14 protein-coding genes are annotated in these 15,499 nt (G+C 74.7%); 8 read left to right on the top strand and 6 right to left on the bottom strand.

Annotation, left to right across the window (positions count from 1 at the left end; all coding sequences use genetic code 11):
• Window positions 1-54: 54 nt before the first annotated feature.
• Window positions 55-1,605 (top strand): outer membrane protein assembly factor BamB family protein, encoded by a 1,551-nt coding sequence (locus CNQ36_RS11355; protein ID WP_228312955.1) that lies wholly within the window; start codon window positions 55-57, stop codon window positions 1,603-1,605.
• On the opposite strand, the gene CNQ36_RS11350 is transcribed toward CNQ36_RS11355, so the two are convergent.
• Window positions 1,602-2,510 carry an NAD(P)-dependent oxidoreductase gene (locus CNQ36_RS11350; RefSeq protein WP_121545908.1) on the bottom strand — a complete coding sequence of 303 codons (909 nt, stop codon included), beginning with the start codon at window positions 2,508-2,510 and terminating at the stop codon, window positions 1,602-1,604. The two genes, CNQ36_RS11355 and CNQ36_RS11350, sit on opposite strands and share 4 nt — an antisense overlap.
• Window positions 2,511-2,620: 110 nt before the next feature.
• On the opposite strand from CNQ36_RS11350, the gene CNQ36_RS11345 reads away from it, so the two are divergent.
• The gene (locus CNQ36_RS11345; RefSeq protein WP_276315078.1) at window positions 2,621-3,034 is read left to right on the top strand and encodes a winged helix-turn-helix transcriptional regulator; all 414 of its coding nucleotides are present in this window, start codon (window positions 2,621-2,623) and stop codon (window positions 3,032-3,034) included.
• On the opposite strand, the gene CNQ36_RS11340 is transcribed toward CNQ36_RS11345, so the two are convergent.
• Window positions 2,942-3,592, bottom strand: a complete 651-nt coding sequence (locus CNQ36_RS11340; RefSeq protein WP_121545907.1) for a class F sortase — start codon at window positions 3,590-3,592, stop codon at window positions 2,942-2,944. The genes CNQ36_RS11345 and CNQ36_RS11340 overlap by 93 nt on opposite strands.
• A gap of 118 nt (window positions 3,593-3,710) precedes the next feature.
• A complete protein-coding gene (locus CNQ36_RS11335) occupies window positions 3,711-4,247 on the bottom strand; it encodes a hypothetical protein (protein ID WP_121545906.1) in 537 nt (178 codons plus the stop codon).
• A gap of 321 nt (window positions 4,248-4,568) precedes the next feature.
• Between CNQ36_RS11335 and CNQ36_RS11330 the strand changes: the two genes are divergently transcribed.
• Window positions 4,569-4,928 carry a hypothetical protein gene (locus CNQ36_RS11330; RefSeq protein ID WP_163013240.1) on the top strand — a complete coding sequence of 120 codons (360 nt, stop codon included), beginning with the start codon at window positions 4,569-4,571 and terminating at the stop codon, window positions 4,926-4,928.
• On the opposite strand, the gene CNQ36_RS11325 is transcribed toward CNQ36_RS11330, so the two are convergent.
• The 3 genes from CNQ36_RS11325 to CNQ36_RS11315 form a co-directional block, all read right to left on the bottom strand.
• Complete coding sequence (locus tag CNQ36_RS11325; RefSeq protein WP_121545904.1) at window positions 4,918-5,334, bottom strand: gamma-glutamylcyclotransferase family protein; 417 nt, start codon at window positions 5,332-5,334, stop codon at window positions 4,918-4,920. The genes CNQ36_RS11330 and CNQ36_RS11325 overlap by 11 nt on opposite strands.
• A gap of 118 nt (window positions 5,335-5,452) precedes the next feature.
• A complete protein-coding gene (locus tag CNQ36_RS11320) occupies window positions 5,453-7,561 on the bottom strand; it encodes a molybdopterin oxidoreductase family protein (RefSeq protein WP_121545903.1) in 2,109 nt (702 codons plus the stop codon).
• 99 nt (window positions 7,562-7,660) lie between these two features.
• On the bottom strand, window positions 7,661-8,362 hold the full coding sequence (locus tag CNQ36_RS11315; protein ID WP_121545902.1) for a SanA/YdcF family protein: 702 nt from the start codon (window positions 8,360-8,362) through the stop codon (window positions 7,661-7,663).
• A 191-nt stretch (window positions 8,363-8,553) separates the two neighbouring features.
• Between CNQ36_RS11315 and CNQ36_RS11310 the strand changes: the two genes are divergently transcribed.
• From CNQ36_RS11310 to CNQ36_RS11290, 5 genes are all read left to right on the top strand, one after another.
• A complete protein-coding gene (locus CNQ36_RS11310; RefSeq protein WP_121545901.1) occupies window positions 8,554-9,318 on the top strand; it encodes a sirohydrochlorin chelatase in 765 nt (254 codons plus the stop codon).
• A gap of 140 nt (window positions 9,319-9,458) precedes the next feature.
• Window positions 9,459-10,733, top strand: a complete 1,275-nt coding sequence (locus CNQ36_RS11305) for a deoxyguanosinetriphosphate triphosphohydrolase (protein ID WP_121545900.1) — start codon at window positions 9,459-9,461, stop codon at window positions 10,731-10,733.
• 93 nt (window positions 10,734-10,826) lie between these two features.
• Entirely contained in the window at window positions 10,827-12,092 is a 1,266-nt protein-coding gene (locus CNQ36_RS11300; RefSeq protein WP_004931591.1) for an NAD(P)/FAD-dependent oxidoreductase, read from the top strand.
• A 124-nt stretch (window positions 12,093-12,216) separates the two neighbouring features.
• Window positions 12,217-14,139, top strand: a complete 1,923-nt coding sequence (gene dnaG, locus CNQ36_RS11295) for a DNA primase (RefSeq protein WP_121545899.1) — start codon at window positions 12,217-12,219, stop codon at window positions 14,137-14,139.
• Between the two features lie 113 nt (window positions 14,140-14,252).
• The gene (locus CNQ36_RS11290; RefSeq protein ID WP_121545898.1) at window positions 14,253-15,467 is read left to right on the top strand and encodes an RNA polymerase sigma factor; all 1,215 of its coding nucleotides are present in this window, start codon (window positions 14,253-14,255) and stop codon (window positions 15,465-15,467) included.
• Window positions 15,468-15,499 lie beyond the last annotated feature (32 nt).

Genomic DNA, 15,499 nt, shown 5'->3' with positions numbered 1-15,499 from the left:
GTGAGCGGACGGCGCCGGGGGGCGCCGCTGACAACAGGACACGGGGGGACGACGATGGCCGAGGACGGCAGACCGTCCGGGACGCGGGCGCTGAAGACGGCCGCGGCGGTGCTCGGGGCGGGTGCGCTGACCGGGCTCGCGGTGGAGTTCCATGTGCTGGGGTGGTCGTCCATCCCCGGCAACAGCTGCGGCGGCAGGTACCGGCCCTGCCCGGAGGGCACCACGCCGACCCTGATCCTGGCGTTCCTGTTCACCTTCGCGGGCCTGGCCGGGCTCACCGTCGCCCTCGCCGCCTTCACCCGGGTCCGTCCCGGCAGGGCCGTGCCCGGGGCACTCGCCGCGGCGGGCCTGCTGATCGCCCTGTGGCCCGGCTGGCAGGCCTACCTCTGGCTGCGCGGACCGGTGCTCGACCCGGTCTGGCAGGCGGGCCCGGACCGGCCCGCGAGCGTGCGCGGCGTCGGCGCCTGGACGATCGGCGACGACGCCGGGACGGTCGTACGGGCCCGGAGCGACGCGCTGGTCGCCTACGACTCCGCCACCGGCGGGCGCGGCTGGCTGCTGCGGGCGCCCGTGCGGGAGTCGGTGTGCGCGATGAGCGACCGCGTCACCGACGGCATCGGCCTGGTCGCCTTCGCGCGGGACGAGAAGCCCTGCGACACCGTGTGGGGCGTCGACGCGAGCAGCGGACGCAAGGTGTGGGAGCGCGACCTCACCGGCAGGACACTGCTGTACGGCGGCGGCGGGGTGCTCGGCGCCGACGCGGACACGGGCGTGGCCGTGGCGCTGGGCGAACACTCGGTCCACGGGTACGGGCTCGCCGACGGCGCGGTGCGCTGGACCGCGAAGCCCACCGCGGCCCGCGCCGAGGGCGGGGACGACGCCGAGTGCGAGCCGGTGACGGCCTCCTCGGCCGGCGGCACCACCCGGGTCGCCGTCACGTGCGGCCCCTACTCCGACTTCCACTCGGCGTGGCTGCTCACCCTCGACAGCGCCACGGGAAAGGAACTGAGCCGGCGTGAGCTGCCGGTCGAGAGCTACCTCAACGTGGCCGCGGTGCTCTCCGCCGAGCCGTTCACCCTGCTGGTGCAGGAGAACGACGACCGCGGGCTCGCCGCCGTACTGGCCTACGACGACCCGGACGACCCCGAGCGCCGGCCGGTGACGATCCCCCTCACCGCCGACGAGGAGGACGTGGCCCTCTCCGGGCTCCACCCCGTGTTCACCGCACGGCCGGTGTTCCGCGCGGTGGTGACCGGCGGGAACCTGATCGTGGCCGCCGCGGAGCCGGGGTCGGGCGCCCCCGAGCGGGTCGCGGCCTACGCGCTGGACGACGGCCGGCGCGTCTGGCACACGGACCTGGGCACCACGGTCGCCGCCCTCGCCCCGGCGGGCCGGGACCGGGTGGCCGTACTCGGCGAGTCCCAGCGGCTGTGGACGCTCACCACCGGGGACGGCAGGCGGGTGGGCGAGGAGGACGGCACCACGGTGCGCGACATCGCCCTGAAGCTCGACGCCGAACCGCAGCTCATCGGGGCGGGCGACGACTGGGTGCTCGTCAACACCGACGGCGCCGGCCGTCCCCCCGCGCTCGCGGTCAGCCCCTAGCTAGCCCCCGGCCGTACCAGCAGGTCGATCATGCCCACCCCGTCCTCGTCGCCGTGGCCGTCGGCGACGTGGCGGGCCATCAGGGCGGTGTACGGCGTCAGCAGTTCGGGGCTGACGCCCTGCTCCTCGGCGGTGCGCAGCAGCGTGGTGTTGCCGGCGGACTGCATGGCCAGGTTGGACACCACGCCCGTGGTGTAGTCGCCGCTCGCCAGCTGCTCGGCGGTCCGGTGCGCGGCCGGCGTCATCGCGGTGAGCCAGGAGGCGAGCAGGGGCGCGAAGCCGACGGGGTCGACGTCCTCCCGGCGGATCAGGGCGAAGGCGTGGGTGATGCCCGCGAAGAGTCCGCTCATCGCGCTCAGCAGCGCCACGTCGTACAGCGCGGCGAAGCCCGGGTCGGCACCGACCCAGCGGGTGCCGGCCGGGACGGCGAGGGTGCCGCGGTGCTCCTCGAACAGGGCCCGCGAGCCGCTGTAGAAGACGTATCCGCCGGACTCCGGGGCGCCGATCATCGGCGGTACGGCCATGATCCCGCCGTCCAGGAAGCGCGCGCCCCGCGACTCGGCCCAGGCCGCGCGGGTGCGGCCCTCCGCCGGGGTCCCGGTGGTGAGGTTCACCAGGTCACGGCCGGTCAGGTCGGCGTGCTCCAGCGCCTCGCCCACGGAGGCGTCGTCGAGCAGGCAGACGACCACCAGACGGCTCGCGGCGACCGCGTCGGCGGCGGTCGCGGCGACGGCGGCGCCCTCGGCGGCGAGGGCCCCGGCGCGGGCGGGCGTGCGGTTCCAGACGGTCACCGGGTGCCCGGCGGCGAGCCAGGCACGGGCGAGGGCGGTGCCCATGGCGCCGGTTCCGAGGAGGGTGAGGGCGGTACGGGAAGCAGGAGCGGTGGCAAGGGTGTTGTCGGTCATGGCGACAGGCTCGCCGTGGGGGAGGGGCCCGCTCAAGTACGCACTTCGAAGTGGGCGCTCACCCCGGGGAAAGGGTGCAGGCAGTGGGACCGGACGGGAAGGCGGGGACCGTGAGGGCACGGCGGCCGGGCGGGTACGTGTGCGGGATCGACGCGGCGATGGACGTGATCGGCGGCAAGTGGAAGGTGCTCGTCCTGTGGGCGCTGCACGTACGGCCGCACCGCTTCGGCGAGCTGCGCCGGGAACTCCCCGGCATCACCGAGAAGGTGCTCGCCTCCCATCTGCGGGAGCTGGAGGCGGACGGCATCGTGCACCGCGAGGTGTACGACGAGGTCCCGCCCCGCGTCGAGTACTCGCTGACGCCGAGGGGCGTGACCCTGAACGAGGCGCTGGAGCCGCTGGGGGCGTGGGGGCGGCGGCACGTGCTCGGTTCAGCGGCTGCCGGTCAGATGGGCGTACACGACGACGTTGCCGCGGTAGCCGGTCGTCCGGGAGTAGCCGCCGCCGCAGGTGATGACGCGTAGCTCCGGGCGCCCCGCCGCCCCGTAGACCTTCGCGTCGGGGAAGTCCCGCGCGTCGTACACCTCCACGGCGTCCACCGCGAACACGGCGACGGTGCCGTCGCGCCGGTCCACCTCGATGGTGCTGCCCTTGTCCAGGGCGCCGAGAGAGTAGAAGACGGCGGGGCCGTCGGCGTTGTCGACGTGGCCGGCGACGATCGCGGTGCCCGTCTCGCCCGGCGTGGTGCCGGCCTCGTACCAGCCGGCCAGGTTCTTGCGGCCGGCCGGGGGGACGTCGAGGCTGCCGGTCCCGGTCAGGCCGAGGCCGGTCAGGGGCGCGTCCACGTCGATCGCGGGGATGCGCACCCGGTCCGGCGGGGAGGGCGGCAGCGCGGGCGCGGCGGACCCGCCGGTGTCGTGGCGGCCGCTGCCGGAGTGCGCCTGGGCGGCGGACGGCTGCGGCGGCGCGTGCGTTCCGGTCCCGTCGTGCAGCAGCCACATCCCCGCGCACAGGGCGAGCGCCGTGACGGCCGCTATCGCGGTGTTGCCCGGACCTCCGTCCCGGCGGAACCTGCGGCGCATGACGGACCGACCTCATCTCGAATCGGCCCCCGTACCCCCCTCCGGGCCGCGAGGGGCGTCGGACCCGGAGGGGGAGGGGACTTGCGGTACCGGCGGGACGGGCGGCGGAGGGTGCCCGTCAGATCCCGTCGCCTCTCGCCCGGCGATGCAGGAGCCAGGTACCGCCCGCGGCGGCGACGGCGAGAGCCGTCACACCGGCCGCGGTCTGTACGGGGTCGGGGCCCAGCGCGCCCCCGACCCCCGTCTTCACACTCCCCCGGGGAACCACCTGCTGCGCGTCCGGCGTCAGCGTGACCACCAGGTCACCGACCACCCGCCGGCCGTCCCCGTCGCACGTCGCGACGATCTCGTACGTCCCCGGCTGCGCGCCCGGCGGCACCTGGAACTGCCCGATCACGTCCCGCTCGTGCGCGCTCGGCGCCATCGCGAACCGGCCGCCGCCCACGGCGGTGGCGTTGCCCGCCGCGGCCTCGCCGTCGCCGCAGCCCCCGGTGTTCACCGTGACCTGCGCGCCCGGTGCGGCCGAGGACGGGTACACCTCCAGGCTGCCGGCCGGCGCGCCGTGGGACTCCCCGGCGCAGGCGGGCGCGGCGAGCAGTCCCGTGGCGGCCGCGGCGAGCGCGGTGCCGGCCAGCAGCCGGGCGGTACGTCGCATCGATGCTCCCTCGAGTGAGCCGCGGCCCGCGGCACCCCCATGTGCCGCCGTCGGACGCGTCCTTGCCCTACCGAGGTAAGTGCCAGCCCGCCCGCGCCGCTTCCTGAGGGAGCGTCAGGGCGCGGGCCGAACGGGTGTCGGACCACACCCGTACGGCCGTCCCCCGCGCGGCGTTTCAGCAGGTCACCGAAGCCGGGACGATCCGGCCGCGAGGAGGCACCCGATGGGTGCGGGGGCGGCGGTGAACGGGTGACCGGGGGAGCTGGCGGGCCCGTCTGCGAGGATCGCGCCCGACACGGAGCGCGGGGAGGCGGAGGCGGGATGGGGCCGAGGGTGCGCACGGGGGTGCTGCTGGTGATGTGGGCCCTCGTGCTCTGGGGCGTGTTCGAGGCCGGCGGGGGAGTGGTCCGGCACGGGCTCAGCCCCTCGGTCGAGTGCTCCTGGATCAACGTGGGCCCGGACGGCGAGGAGCATCCCTCGCCGATGGGCCCCGGCGACCGGTGCTACCGGCGCGACGGCGGCCACCGGACCTATGAGGAGCAGCGGGCCGCCCAGCGCGCGGAGCGCGACGACATCGTCGCCGGTTCATGGGTGCTCGGCGCGGGGGTGCTCGGACTCGGCGCCCTGTCCCTCCACCGCCGCCTCGGCAGCGATGTGGGAGCCACCGGCCCTAGGGAGTGACCGTCCGCCACTCCCCGCCCTCGACCGGCCTCCCGCCGAGCCTCAGCCGGGCGGCGACGGCCGGCGCGGCGAGGTACACCCACGCCCGGACCGCCGTGCCGTCGGCGGTCCGGACGACGTCCCGTGCCTGACGCTCGTACAGGTTGCGCGGATCGCCCGGTACGTACTCCTCCAGCCGGTCCAGCTCGGCGAGCAGCCCCGGGTAGGCCTCCGGCAGCGCGGTCACCAGCTCCCCGCCCACCACCGCGCCCGGTTCCTCGACGGCGTACGGGTATCCGGGCCCCTCGTACAGCGTCGCGCCCCGGAGCCTGCCGGGTTCCTCGCGCAGGGTGCGGCCGCGCAGGAAGAGGTCGTGGTTGCGCTCGCCGGGGCGGAGGGTGCCGTAGACGAAGAAGGGGAGCATCACTCGTTCACCTGCGCGGACGGTCGGCGGAGCCCCGCTGCACGGTGGGTGCCACCGGAGCCTTGCGGGAACGATTCTCACCCGGCCCGGGACCTCGCACGGCGGGCCGGAGGCGGCGCGTTCACCGGCGTACCGCCTCCAGCCGCACCGCGCACGCCTTGAACTCCGGCATCCGGGACGTCGGGTCGAGGGCGGGGTTGGTGAGCGTGTTGGCGCGGCCCTCACCGGCCCAGTGGAACGGCATGAACACCGTGTCGGGACGGATCGCGGTGGTGATGCGGGCCGGCGCCACCGCCCGCCCCCGCCGCGACACCACGGCCACCGGATCGCCCTCGGCCGCGCCGAGCCGCTCCGCCAGCCGCGGGTGCAGCTCCACGAACGGGCCGGGAGCGGCGGCGTTCAGCTCGTCCACACGGCGGGTCTGGGCGCCGGACTGGTACTGCGCCACGACCCGCCCGGTGGTCAGCAGCACGGGGTACTCGTCGTCGGGCTCCTCGGCGGCCGCCCGGTGCGACACCGGCGCGAACCGGGCCCGCCCGTCCCCCGTGGCGAAGCGGTCGAGGAACAGCCGCGGGGTGCCCGGGTGGACACCGCCCCCCGGCTCCCCGTCCGCCGGGCACGGCCAGAACACGCCGTTCTCCTCCGCGAGCCTGCGGTAGGTGATCCCGGAGTAGTCCGCGGGGCCGCCCGCGCTGGCCCGGCGCAGCTCCTCGAAGACCTCCTCGGGGTCGGTGGGGAAGCCCTTCTCCAGGTTCCGCCCGCCGCCCAGCCGCGCGGCCAGCTCGTGCAGCACCTCCAGATCGCTGCGGACCCCCTCCGGCGGGCTGATCGCGCGCCGCCGCAGCAGCACCCTCCCCTCCAGACTGGTCGTCGTCCCCGTCTCCTCCGCCCACTGCGTCACCGGCAGGACCACGTCGGCGAGCGCGGCCGTCTCCGACAGGACCACGTCGCACACCGCCAGGAAGTCCAGCGAGCGGATCCGCTCCTCGACGTGCGCGGCGCGCGGCGCCGACACCACCGGGTTGGAGCCCATCAGCAGCAGCGAGCGGATGTCCGTGCCCAGCGCGTCGAGCAGCTCGTAGGCGCTGCGCCCCGGCCCGGGCAGGGAGTCGGGGTCCACGCCCCACACCCCGGCCACGTGCGCCCGCGCCGCCGGGTCGGTGAGCTTGCGGTAGCCGGGCAACTGGTCGGCCTTCTGCCCGTGTTCCCGTCCGCCCTGCCCGTTGCCCTGCCCGGTCAGACACCCGTACCCGGACAGCGGCCGGCCCGCCCGCCCCGTCGCCAGGCACAGGTTGATCCACGCGCCCACCGTGTCCGTGCCCTTGGACTGCTGCTCGGGCCCGCGCGCGGACAGCACCATCGCCGCCTCCGGCTCGCAGAACAGCCGTACCGCCTCCCGCAGTTCGGGCACCGACACACCGGTGATCCGCTCCACGTACTCCGGCCAGTGCGCCATCGCCGCCGCCCGGGTCTCCTCCCAGCCGGTGGTGCGCTCCCGGACGTACGCCTCGTCGGTGCGGCCCTCGGCGACCACCAGGTGCAGCAGGCCCAGCGCCAGCGCGAGGTCGGTGCCGGGGCGCGGGGCGAGATGCAGGTCGGCGTGGTCGGCGGTCCTCGTGCGGCGCGGGTCGACGACGATCAGCGTGCCGCCGTTCTCCCGCAGCTCGGTGAAGTAGCGCAGCGACGGCGGCATGGTCTCCGCCGGATTCGACCCGACGAGGATCACACAGCCGGTCCGCGGGATGTCCTCCAGCGGGAACGGCAGCCCCCGGTCCAGACCGAACGCCGTGTTGCCGGCCGCGGCCGCCGACGACATGCAGAACCGCCCGTTGTAGTCGATCTGCGAGGTGCCCAGCACCACCCGCGCGAACTTCCCCAGGGAGTACGCCTTCTCGTTGGTCAGCCCGCCCCCGCCGAACACCCCCACCGCGTCCGCGCCGGACTCCGCACGCGTCCGCCCGAGCTCCCCGGCGACCCGCTCCAGGGCCTCCTCCCACGAGGCCGGCACCAGCGCGCCCCCCGCGGACCGCACCAGCGGCGAGGTCAGCCGCACGCCCGGGGAGAGCACGGCGGCCGCCGTACGACCCTTCCCGCACAGCGCGCCCCGGTTCACCGGGAAGTCCGCCCGCTCAGTCACCTCGACGGCCGTCCCGTCCGGGGCCGGCGTCAGATTCATCCCGCACTGCAGGGCGCAGTAGGGGCAGTGCGTGGGCGTCACGGTGTCTCGCATACGGTCCAGGCTGCGTCCCCGGTGTTACACGGCGCACCGGCCGCTGTTACGCCCCCGGTACGGCGGCCTCCCCGCCGGCTCCGGCCCGCGGTGAGGCGCTCACCCTTCCCGCCGCGCGGACGCCTCGGCGAGCGCCCGCCGCACCCCCGGCTCCTTCGGCCCGAGGAAGTGCGGGTCCGGGCGGAAGGCGGCGTCCAGCGCCGCCTTGCCCGCCGCGAACAGCTCCCGGACGGTTCCGTAGTACCAGGTGACGTCGTGGCGGTCGTCGACGCCGACGCCGTACGAGGAGACCCCGGCCGTCTCGCACAGTGCCACCGCCCGCCGGATGTGGAAGCCCTGGCTGATCAGCACCGCGCGGTCCACGCCGAAGATCTTCTTCGCCCGGACGCAGGAGTCCCAGGTGTCGAAGCCCGCGTAGTCGCTGACGATCCGGGAGCCGGGCACGCCGTGCCGGGTCAGGTAGGCGCGCATCGCGTCCGGCTCGTCGTACTCCTCGCGGCTGTTGTCGCCGGTGACCAGCACCACCTCGATCCGTCCCGCCCGGTACAGCTCCGCCGCCGCGTCCAGCCGGTGCGCGAGGTACGGCGACGGCTCCCCGTCCCACAGCCCCGCCCCGAAGACCACGGCGACCTCCGCGCGCGGCACGTCGGCGGTGGTGCGCAGCCGGTCGTCCGTCGTCAGACGCAGCCAGGTGGCCGGCAGCAGGGCCAGCACGCACACCGTCACGACCCCCTGCACCAGCCGCCGCCACCCCGTGCGGGTACGCGGCAGCCGTGGACGGCGGATTCCGAAACGGCGCATCGGACGGGCCCCTCCCTGATCGTTCCCCGACCCTGACAGACGCCACGCCGCGTCCTCCGGTTCACGCCGCGCGGCGGGGCGTCCCCCACCCGCCGCCTCACACTCATGGCGGGCCCCGCGGTGAACCCCCGGAAAACACCCGTGATCCTCGTGCAACGGCAAGGCAACGTCCCGCCCCCACGATCGGTGCCATGACGGCGTACACCCCGAACCACGACACCCGGCCCGCACTCGTCGTCGTGGCCCACGGCAGCCGCGACCCGCGTGCGCTGAGCACCGTACGGCAGCTCCTGGACCGCGTCCGCGCGCTGCGGCCGGGCCTGCCCGTCCACCTGGGGCACATCGAGCTGAACGCGCCCCTGCTCCCCGACACCCTCGCCGGTCTGGAGGCGTTCGGCACCGGGTCCGCGGTCCTCGTCCCCCTGCTGCTCAGCCGGGGCCACCATGTCAAACGGGACATCCCCGACATGGCCGCCGGGGTCCGGCTGCACACGCGCGTGGCCGCCCCGCTCGGCCCGCACCCCCTGCTCGTGGAGGCCCTGCACGCCCGTCTCACCGAGGCCGGCTGGCGCACCCCGGCGGACGGGGCGGCCCGCCGCGCGAGCGCCGTCGTCCTCGCCGCCGCCGGCTCCCGCGACCCCGAGTCCAGGGCCGACACCGCGCACACCGCGCGGCTGCTCGCCGACCGCCTCGGCGTGCCCGTCGTCCCCGCCTACGCCTCCGCCGCCGCCCCCACGGTCCCCGACGCCCTGCGCGCCCTCGCCGCCCGGGGCCGCACCCGCGTCGCCGTGGCCTCCTGCTTCACCGCCCCCGGCCGCTTCGCCACGGAGTGCGCGGCGGCCGCCCCGGGCATCGCGTCGGCGCCCCTGGGCACCCACCCCGCGATCCCCCGCCTCCTCCTCCACCACTACGACCGGGCCGCCACCCCCCTCCTGCGACTGGCCCCGGCCTCCTGAAGCCCCCCGCGAGGGGGTCCGGGGGCGAAGCCCCCGGGAACGGGACGGGAAGGGGCGGCGGGGGCGGGAAACCAGGTCCGGGCGAACCCACCCGATCACCCCCCACCCCCTCTGTCACACCTTCCCCGTACTGTCATGACATGGAAGGCACCGCACCCCCCACCCCGTACGACCCGACGTCGGTCGCCCGCTGGGCGCCCGAACCCGACAAGCGCCCCGGCCGCACCGCCTTCCAGCGCGACCGCGCCCGCGTGCTGCACTCCGCCGCGCTCCGCCGCCTCGCGGGCAAGACGCAGGTCGTCACCCCCGGCGACCACAGCCAGGTGTGGGACGCCAGCCCCCGCACCCGCCTCACCCACTCCCTGGAATGCGCCCAGGTCGGCCGCGAACTCGGCGCCGCCCTCGGCTGCGACCCCGACCTCGTCGAGGCCGCCTGCCTCTCCCACGACCTCGGGCACCCGCCCTTCGGCCACAACGGCGAACAGGCGCTGAACGAGTTCGCGGAGGACTGCGGCGGCTTCGAGGGCAACGCCCAGTCCCTGCGCCTGCTCACCCGCATCGAACCCAAACGGTTCACCCCCGAGGGCTCCGTCGGCCTCAACCTCACCCGTGCCGCGCTCGACGCCGCCACCAAGTACCCCTGGCCCCGCGGCGCCCACCCCACCGACCCGGCCTCCCCGAAGTTCGGCGTCTACGACGACGACCGCCCCGTCTTCGACTGGGTCCGCGAGGGCGCCCCCGCCGACCGCGTCTGCTTCGAGGCCCAGGTCATGGACTGGTCCGACGACGTCGCCTACTCGGTGCACGACGTGGAGGACGGCCTGCACGCCGGCCACATCGACCCCAACTGCCTGCACGCCGAACCGGAACGCCGGGCCGTCTTCGCGGTCGCCGTCGGGCGGTACGTCCCGGCGGACACCGACCCCGCCGAACTGGCGGAGTCCCTCGACCGCCTCCTCGCCCAGGAGTGGTGGCCGCACGGCTACGACGGCACCGCCGTCGCCCAGGCCCGCCTGAAGGACGCCACCAGCCAGCTCATCGGCCGCTTCTGCCTCGCCGCCGAGACCGCCACCCGCCTCGCCCACGGCAATGGCCGCCTCACCCGGTACGGCGCCGAGCTCGTCGTACCGCGCGGCACCCGCATGGAGTGTGCCGTCCTCAAGGCGGTCGCCGACCGCTACGTCATGCAGCGCGCCGAACAGGAGCGGCTCCGCGCCGACCAGCGGATCGTCGTCCTCGAACTGGCCGAGGCGCTCACCCTCCGCGCCCCCCACGGCCTGGACCCCCAGTTCCGCACGCTGTTCGAGCGGGCCCCGGACGACCGTGCCCGCAAGCGGGTGATCGTCGACCAGATCGCGTCGCTCACCGACGCCTCGGCCCGTTCGCTTCACGCCCGCCTCACGGGGCAGGCATGACCTGTATGGCCTGATCGGGTCACTCCCCCTTCCGGCAACACTCTGTGTGCGGGACGCTCGCAGATGGCGACACCCTTACGAGGAGGCATCGACGTGGTCGACGCGGATCAGACATTCGTCATCGTCGGAGGCGGCCTGGCCGGCGCGAAGGCGGCCGAGACGCTGAGAGCGGAGGGCTTCACCGGCCGCGTGATACTGATCTGCGACGAGCGCGACCACCCCTACGAGCGGCCGCCGCTCTCCAAGGGCTACCTCCTCGGCAAGGCGGAGCGCGACAGCGTCTTCGTCCAGGAGCCCGCCTGGTACGCGCGCCACGACGTCGAACTGCACCTCGGCCAGACCGTCGACGCGATCGACCGCGCCGCGAAGACCGTCCGCTTCGGCGAGGACGGCACCCTCGTCCGCTACGACAAACTGCTTCTCGCCACCGGCGCGGAGCCCCGCCGCCTCGACATCCCGGGCACCGGCCTGGCCGGCGTCCACCATCTGCGCCGCCTCGCCCACGCCGAACGCCTCAAGGGCGTCCTGACCTCCCTCGGCCGGGACAACGGCCATCTGGTGATCGCCGGAGCCGGCTGGATCGGCCTGGAGATCGCGGCGGCGGCCCGCGAGTACGGCGCGGAGGTCACCGTCGTCCACCGCGGCCGGACCCCGCTGCACTCGGTGCTCGGGCCCGAGCTGGGCCAGCTCTTCGCGGAGCTGCACATGGAGCACGGCGTCCGCTTCCACTTCGGCGCCACGCTCACCGAGATCACCGGCCAGGACGGCATGGTCCTCGCCGCCCGCACCGACGACGGCGAGGAACACCCCGCGCACGCCGTCCTCGCGGCGATCGGCGCGGCCCCCCGGGTCTCCCTCGCGGAGACGGCGGGCCTGGAGCTCGCCGACCGCGCGGCCGGCGGCGGCGTCCTCGTCGACGAACGGCTGCGCACCTCGGACCCCGACATCTACGCGGCGGGGGACGTCGCGTCCTTCCCGCACGCCCTCTTCGACACCCGGCTGCGGGTGGAGCACTGGGCCAACGCGCTGAACGGCGGCCCGGCGGCCGCCCGCTCGATGCTGGGCCGGGAGGAGAGCTACGACCGCGTGCCCTACTTCTTCAGCGACCAGTACGACCTGGGGATGGAGTACTCCGGGTGGGCGCCGCCGGGGTCGTACGACGAGGTCGTGATCCGCGGCGACGCGGGGAAGCGCGAGTTCATCGCGTTCTGGGTGAAGGAGGGACACGTGCTCGCGGGGATGAACGTGAATGTGTGGGACGTCACTGACCCCATCCAGGCGCTGATCCGCAGCGGCGCCCCGGTGGACACGGAGGCGCTCGCGGACCCGCGCGTGCCGCTGGAGAGCCTCGGCTCCTAGGCGTCCGCCGGGTCCTGCCCGCTCGCGCCGGCAGCGCCGTCGTGGCTGGTCGCGTGGTGCCCCGCGCCCCCGCGGGGCACGCTCGCGTCCCCGCGCTGTCGGGGCCGCCCCGTAGAATTCACCCGTGGCCGGGCGGATCAATGATGAGGACGTGAAGGCGGTTCGGGACGCGGTCCCGATCGACGCCGTGGTGTCCGAGTACCTCCAGCTGCGGAACGCGGGCGGCGGGAACCTCAAGGGCCTCTGCCCCTTCCACGACGAGAAGTCGCCCTCCTTCCAGGTCAGCCCGAGCAAGGGGCTCTTCCACTGCTTCGGCTGCCAGGAGGGCGGCGACACCATCACGTTCGTGATGAAGATCGACCACCTCTCCTTCTCGGAGGCGGTCGAGCGGCTGGCCGGGCAGGCCGGCATCACCCTGCGCTACGAGGAGGGCGGGTACAACCCCACCCACCAGCGCGGCGAGCGGATCCGCCTGGTGGAGGCCCACAAGATCGCCGCCGAGTGGTACGCGGAACAGCTCGCGACCGGCCCCGAGGCGGAGACCGGCCGGGCCTTCCTCGCCGACCGCGGATTCGACCAGGCGGCCGCCGTCCACTTCGGCGTCGGCTACAGCCCCCAGGGCTGGGACCACCTCACCCGCTTCCTGCGCGGCAAGGGCTTCAGCGACAAGGAGCTGGTCCTCTCCGGGCTCTCCCAGGAGGGCCGCCGCGGCCCCATCGACCGCTTCCGGGGCCGGCTGATGTGGCCCATCCGCGACATCGGCGGAGACGTCGTCGGCTTCGGCGCCCGCAAGCTCTACGAGGCGGACACCGGCCCCAAGTACCTGAACACCCCCGAGACGGCGATCTACAAGAAGTCCCAGGTCCTCTACGGCATCGACCTGGCGAAGAAGGACATCGCGAAGGCGTCCCGCGCGGTCGTCGTCGAGGGCTACACCGACGTCATGGCCTGCCACCTGGCGGGCGTCACGACCGCCATCGCCACCTGCGGCACCGCGTTCGGCGGCGACCACATCAAGATTCTGCGCCGGCTCCTCATGGACAACGGCAGCGCCCGCGTGATCTTCACCTTCGACGGCGACGCGGCCGGCCAGAAGGCGGCCCTGCGGGCCTTCGAGGACGACCAGAAGTTCGCCGCCGAGACCTACATCGCCATCGCCCCCGACGGCATGGACCCCTGCGACCTGCGCCTCGCCAAGGGCGACGAGGCCGTCTCCGACCTGGTCCAGCCCCGCACCCCGCTCTACGAGTTCGCGCTCCGCCAGATCGTCCGCCGCTACGACCTCGACACCCCGGCCGGCCGCGCCGCCGCCCTCGACGAGGCCGCCCCGACCGTCGCCCGGATCAAGAACAGCGGCGCCCAGCACGAGGTCGCCGTGCAGCTGGCCGGCATGCTCGGCATCCTCGACACCCAGTTCGTCGTCAAGCGGGTCGCCCAGCTCGCCCGCTGGGCCCGTGAACGCGGCGGCAGGGGACCGGCCCCCGACCACCGCAGGCAGGGCGGCGCCCCCCAGCAGTACGCCGCCGCCCCGGCGGCCCCGCGCGGCCCCGCCCTCAACCTCCGCAACCCCGTCTTCGCCACCGAACGCGAACTGCTCAAGCTCGCCCTCCAGCGCCCGGAACTGGTCTCCCCGGCCTTCGACGCGTACGGCGTCGACGAGTTCACAGCCCCGCCCTACGCGGCCGTGCGCCAGGCCGTGCTCGACGCGGGCGGCGCGGAGTACGGCGTCCAGGACCCGCAGGAGTATCTGATCCGGGTCCGCGAGGCCGCCCCCGACGACGCCGTGCGGGCCATGGTCACCGAGCTCGCCGTCGAGGCGATCATGCTGCACCGCGGTGTGAAGGGTGTCGACGAGGTATACGCCGGCGCCCAACTGGTCACCGTCCGGCGCCGCGCGGTCGAGCGCCGCATCCGTGACATCGCCGGCCGCCTCACCCGCCTGGGCGCCCACGGCGATCCTGCCGAACTGTCCTCCGTGCAGAACGAGCTGTGGGTCCTTCAGCAGTACGACCAGGCACTTCGGGAGCGCGGCGCGGCCGCGCTGTGACACGGGACGGCGCGGCGGACCCGGCCTGAGTAACCGCCCGGTCACGCACCGGACGCAAAAAGTCACCGCACGCCCCTCGTGGGGACGATGTGTCGTACCCCACACTGGACCCGGTGCCTGAGTCCTCGGAGCGCGGCCGATCCGTCACCGACGGGTCCCGGACATCCGCGGTTCCGCTCATCGCGTACGGGCCGGACGGCGGCGAGGCCGCCGATTCCGTCCCCGAAGTACCGCTGCCCCACCCCCTGGCAGCGATCATCCTGGAGGTCGCCCCCGTGCAGACCCAGACCCAGACCCTCACCCCTCCCGACGCCGGCGTGCTCGTCGCCGTGCCCGCGCCGGCCGACCCCCCGGCCGAGGGGCTGGAGACCGCCGGGAGCGCCGAGCCGGCCTCGCGCATCCGCCCCGAGACCGGCGGGCCCTCCTCGGACCTGTTCCGCCAGTACCTGCGCGAGATCGGCCGCATCCCGCTGCTGACCGCCGCCGAGGAGGTCGAACTCGCCCGCCGGGTCGAGGCGGGACTGTTCGCCGAGGAGAAGCTGCGCCTCACCCCCGACCTGGACAGCGGTCTCGCCCTCGACCTGGACCGGCTCGTCGTCATGGGCCGGATGGCCAAGCGGCGGCTGATCGAGGCGAATCTGCGGCTCGTGGTGTCCGTCGCCAAGCGGTACGTGGGCCGGGGCCTGACCATGCTGGACCTGGTCCAGGAGGGCAACCTCGGGCTGATCCGGGCGGTGGAGAAGTTCGACTACGCCCGCGGCTACAAGTTCTCCACGTACGCCACCTGGTGGATACGCCAGGCCATGTCCCGCGCGCTGGCCGACCAGGCCCGAACGATCCGGGTGCCCGTGCACGTGGTGGAACTCATCAACCGCGTGGTGCGCGTGCAGCGGCGGATGCTGCAGGAGCGCGGGTACGAGCCGACGCCGGGCGAGGTCGCGGCCCATCTCGACCTGCCGCCGGAGCGGGTGGGGGAGGTGCTGCGGCTGGCGCAGGAGCCGGTGTCGCTGCACGCGCCCGTGGGGGAGGAGGACGACGTCGCGCTCGGTGACCTGATCGAGGACGGGGATGCGGCGAGCCCCGTGGAGTCGGCGGCGTTCCTGCTGCTGCGGGAGCACCTGGAGGCGGTGCTGTCCACGCTGGGGGAGCGGGAGCGGAAGGTGGTCCAGCTGCGGTACGGGCTGGTGGACGGGCGGCCGCGGACGCTGGAGGAGATCGGGCGGCTGTTCGGCGTCACGCGGGAGCGGATACGGCAGATCGAGTCGAAGACGCTGAACAAGCTCCGCGACCATGCCTTCGCGGATCAGCTGCGGGGGTATCTGGACTGATTCCTTCGCCCCCGCCGCCCCTTCCCGTCCCG

The organism is Streptomyces fungicidicus, assembly GCF_003665435.1.
GTDB lineage: Bacteria > Actinomycetota > Actinomycetes > Streptomycetales > Streptomycetaceae > Streptomyces > Streptomyces fungicidicus.
This window is presented reverse-complemented; position numbering and strand designations above follow the sequence as displayed.

Bases quoted from the DNA above. Each gene is read 5' to 3' on its own strand.
- CNQ36_RS11355 (WP_228312955.1), top strand. From the start codon at position 55: ATGGCCGAGGACGGCAGACCGTCCGGGACGCGGGCGCTGAAGACGGCC.
- CNQ36_RS11350 (WP_121545908.1), bottom strand. From the start codon at position 2,510: ATGACCGACAACACCCTTGCCACCGCTCCTGCTTCCCGTACCGCCCTC.
- CNQ36_RS11340 (WP_121545907.1), bottom strand. From the start codon at position 3,592: ATGCGCCGCAGGTTCCGCCGGGACGGAGGTCCGGGCAACACCGCGATA.
- CNQ36_RS11335 (WP_121545906.1), bottom strand. From the start codon at position 4,247: ATGCGACGTACCGCCCGGCTGCTGGCCGGCACCGCGCTCGCCGCGGCC.
- CNQ36_RS11330 (WP_163013240.1), top strand. From the start codon at position 4,569: ATGGGGCCGAGGGTGCGCACGGGGGTGCTGCTGGTGATGTGGGCCCTC.
- CNQ36_RS11320 (WP_121545903.1), bottom strand. From the start codon at position 7,561: ATGCGAGACACCGTGACGCCCACGCACTGCCCCTACTGCGCCCTGCAG.
- CNQ36_RS11315 (WP_121545902.1), bottom strand. From the start codon at position 8,362: ATGCGCCGTTTCGGAATCCGCCGTCCACGGCTGCCGCGTACCCGCACG.
- CNQ36_RS11310 (WP_121545901.1), top strand. From the start codon at position 8,554: ATGACGGCGTACACCCCGAACCACGACACCCGGCCCGCACTCGTCGTC.
- CNQ36_RS11305 (WP_121545900.1), top strand. From the start codon at position 9,459: ATGGAAGGCACCGCACCCCCCACCCCGTACGACCCGACGTCGGTCGCC.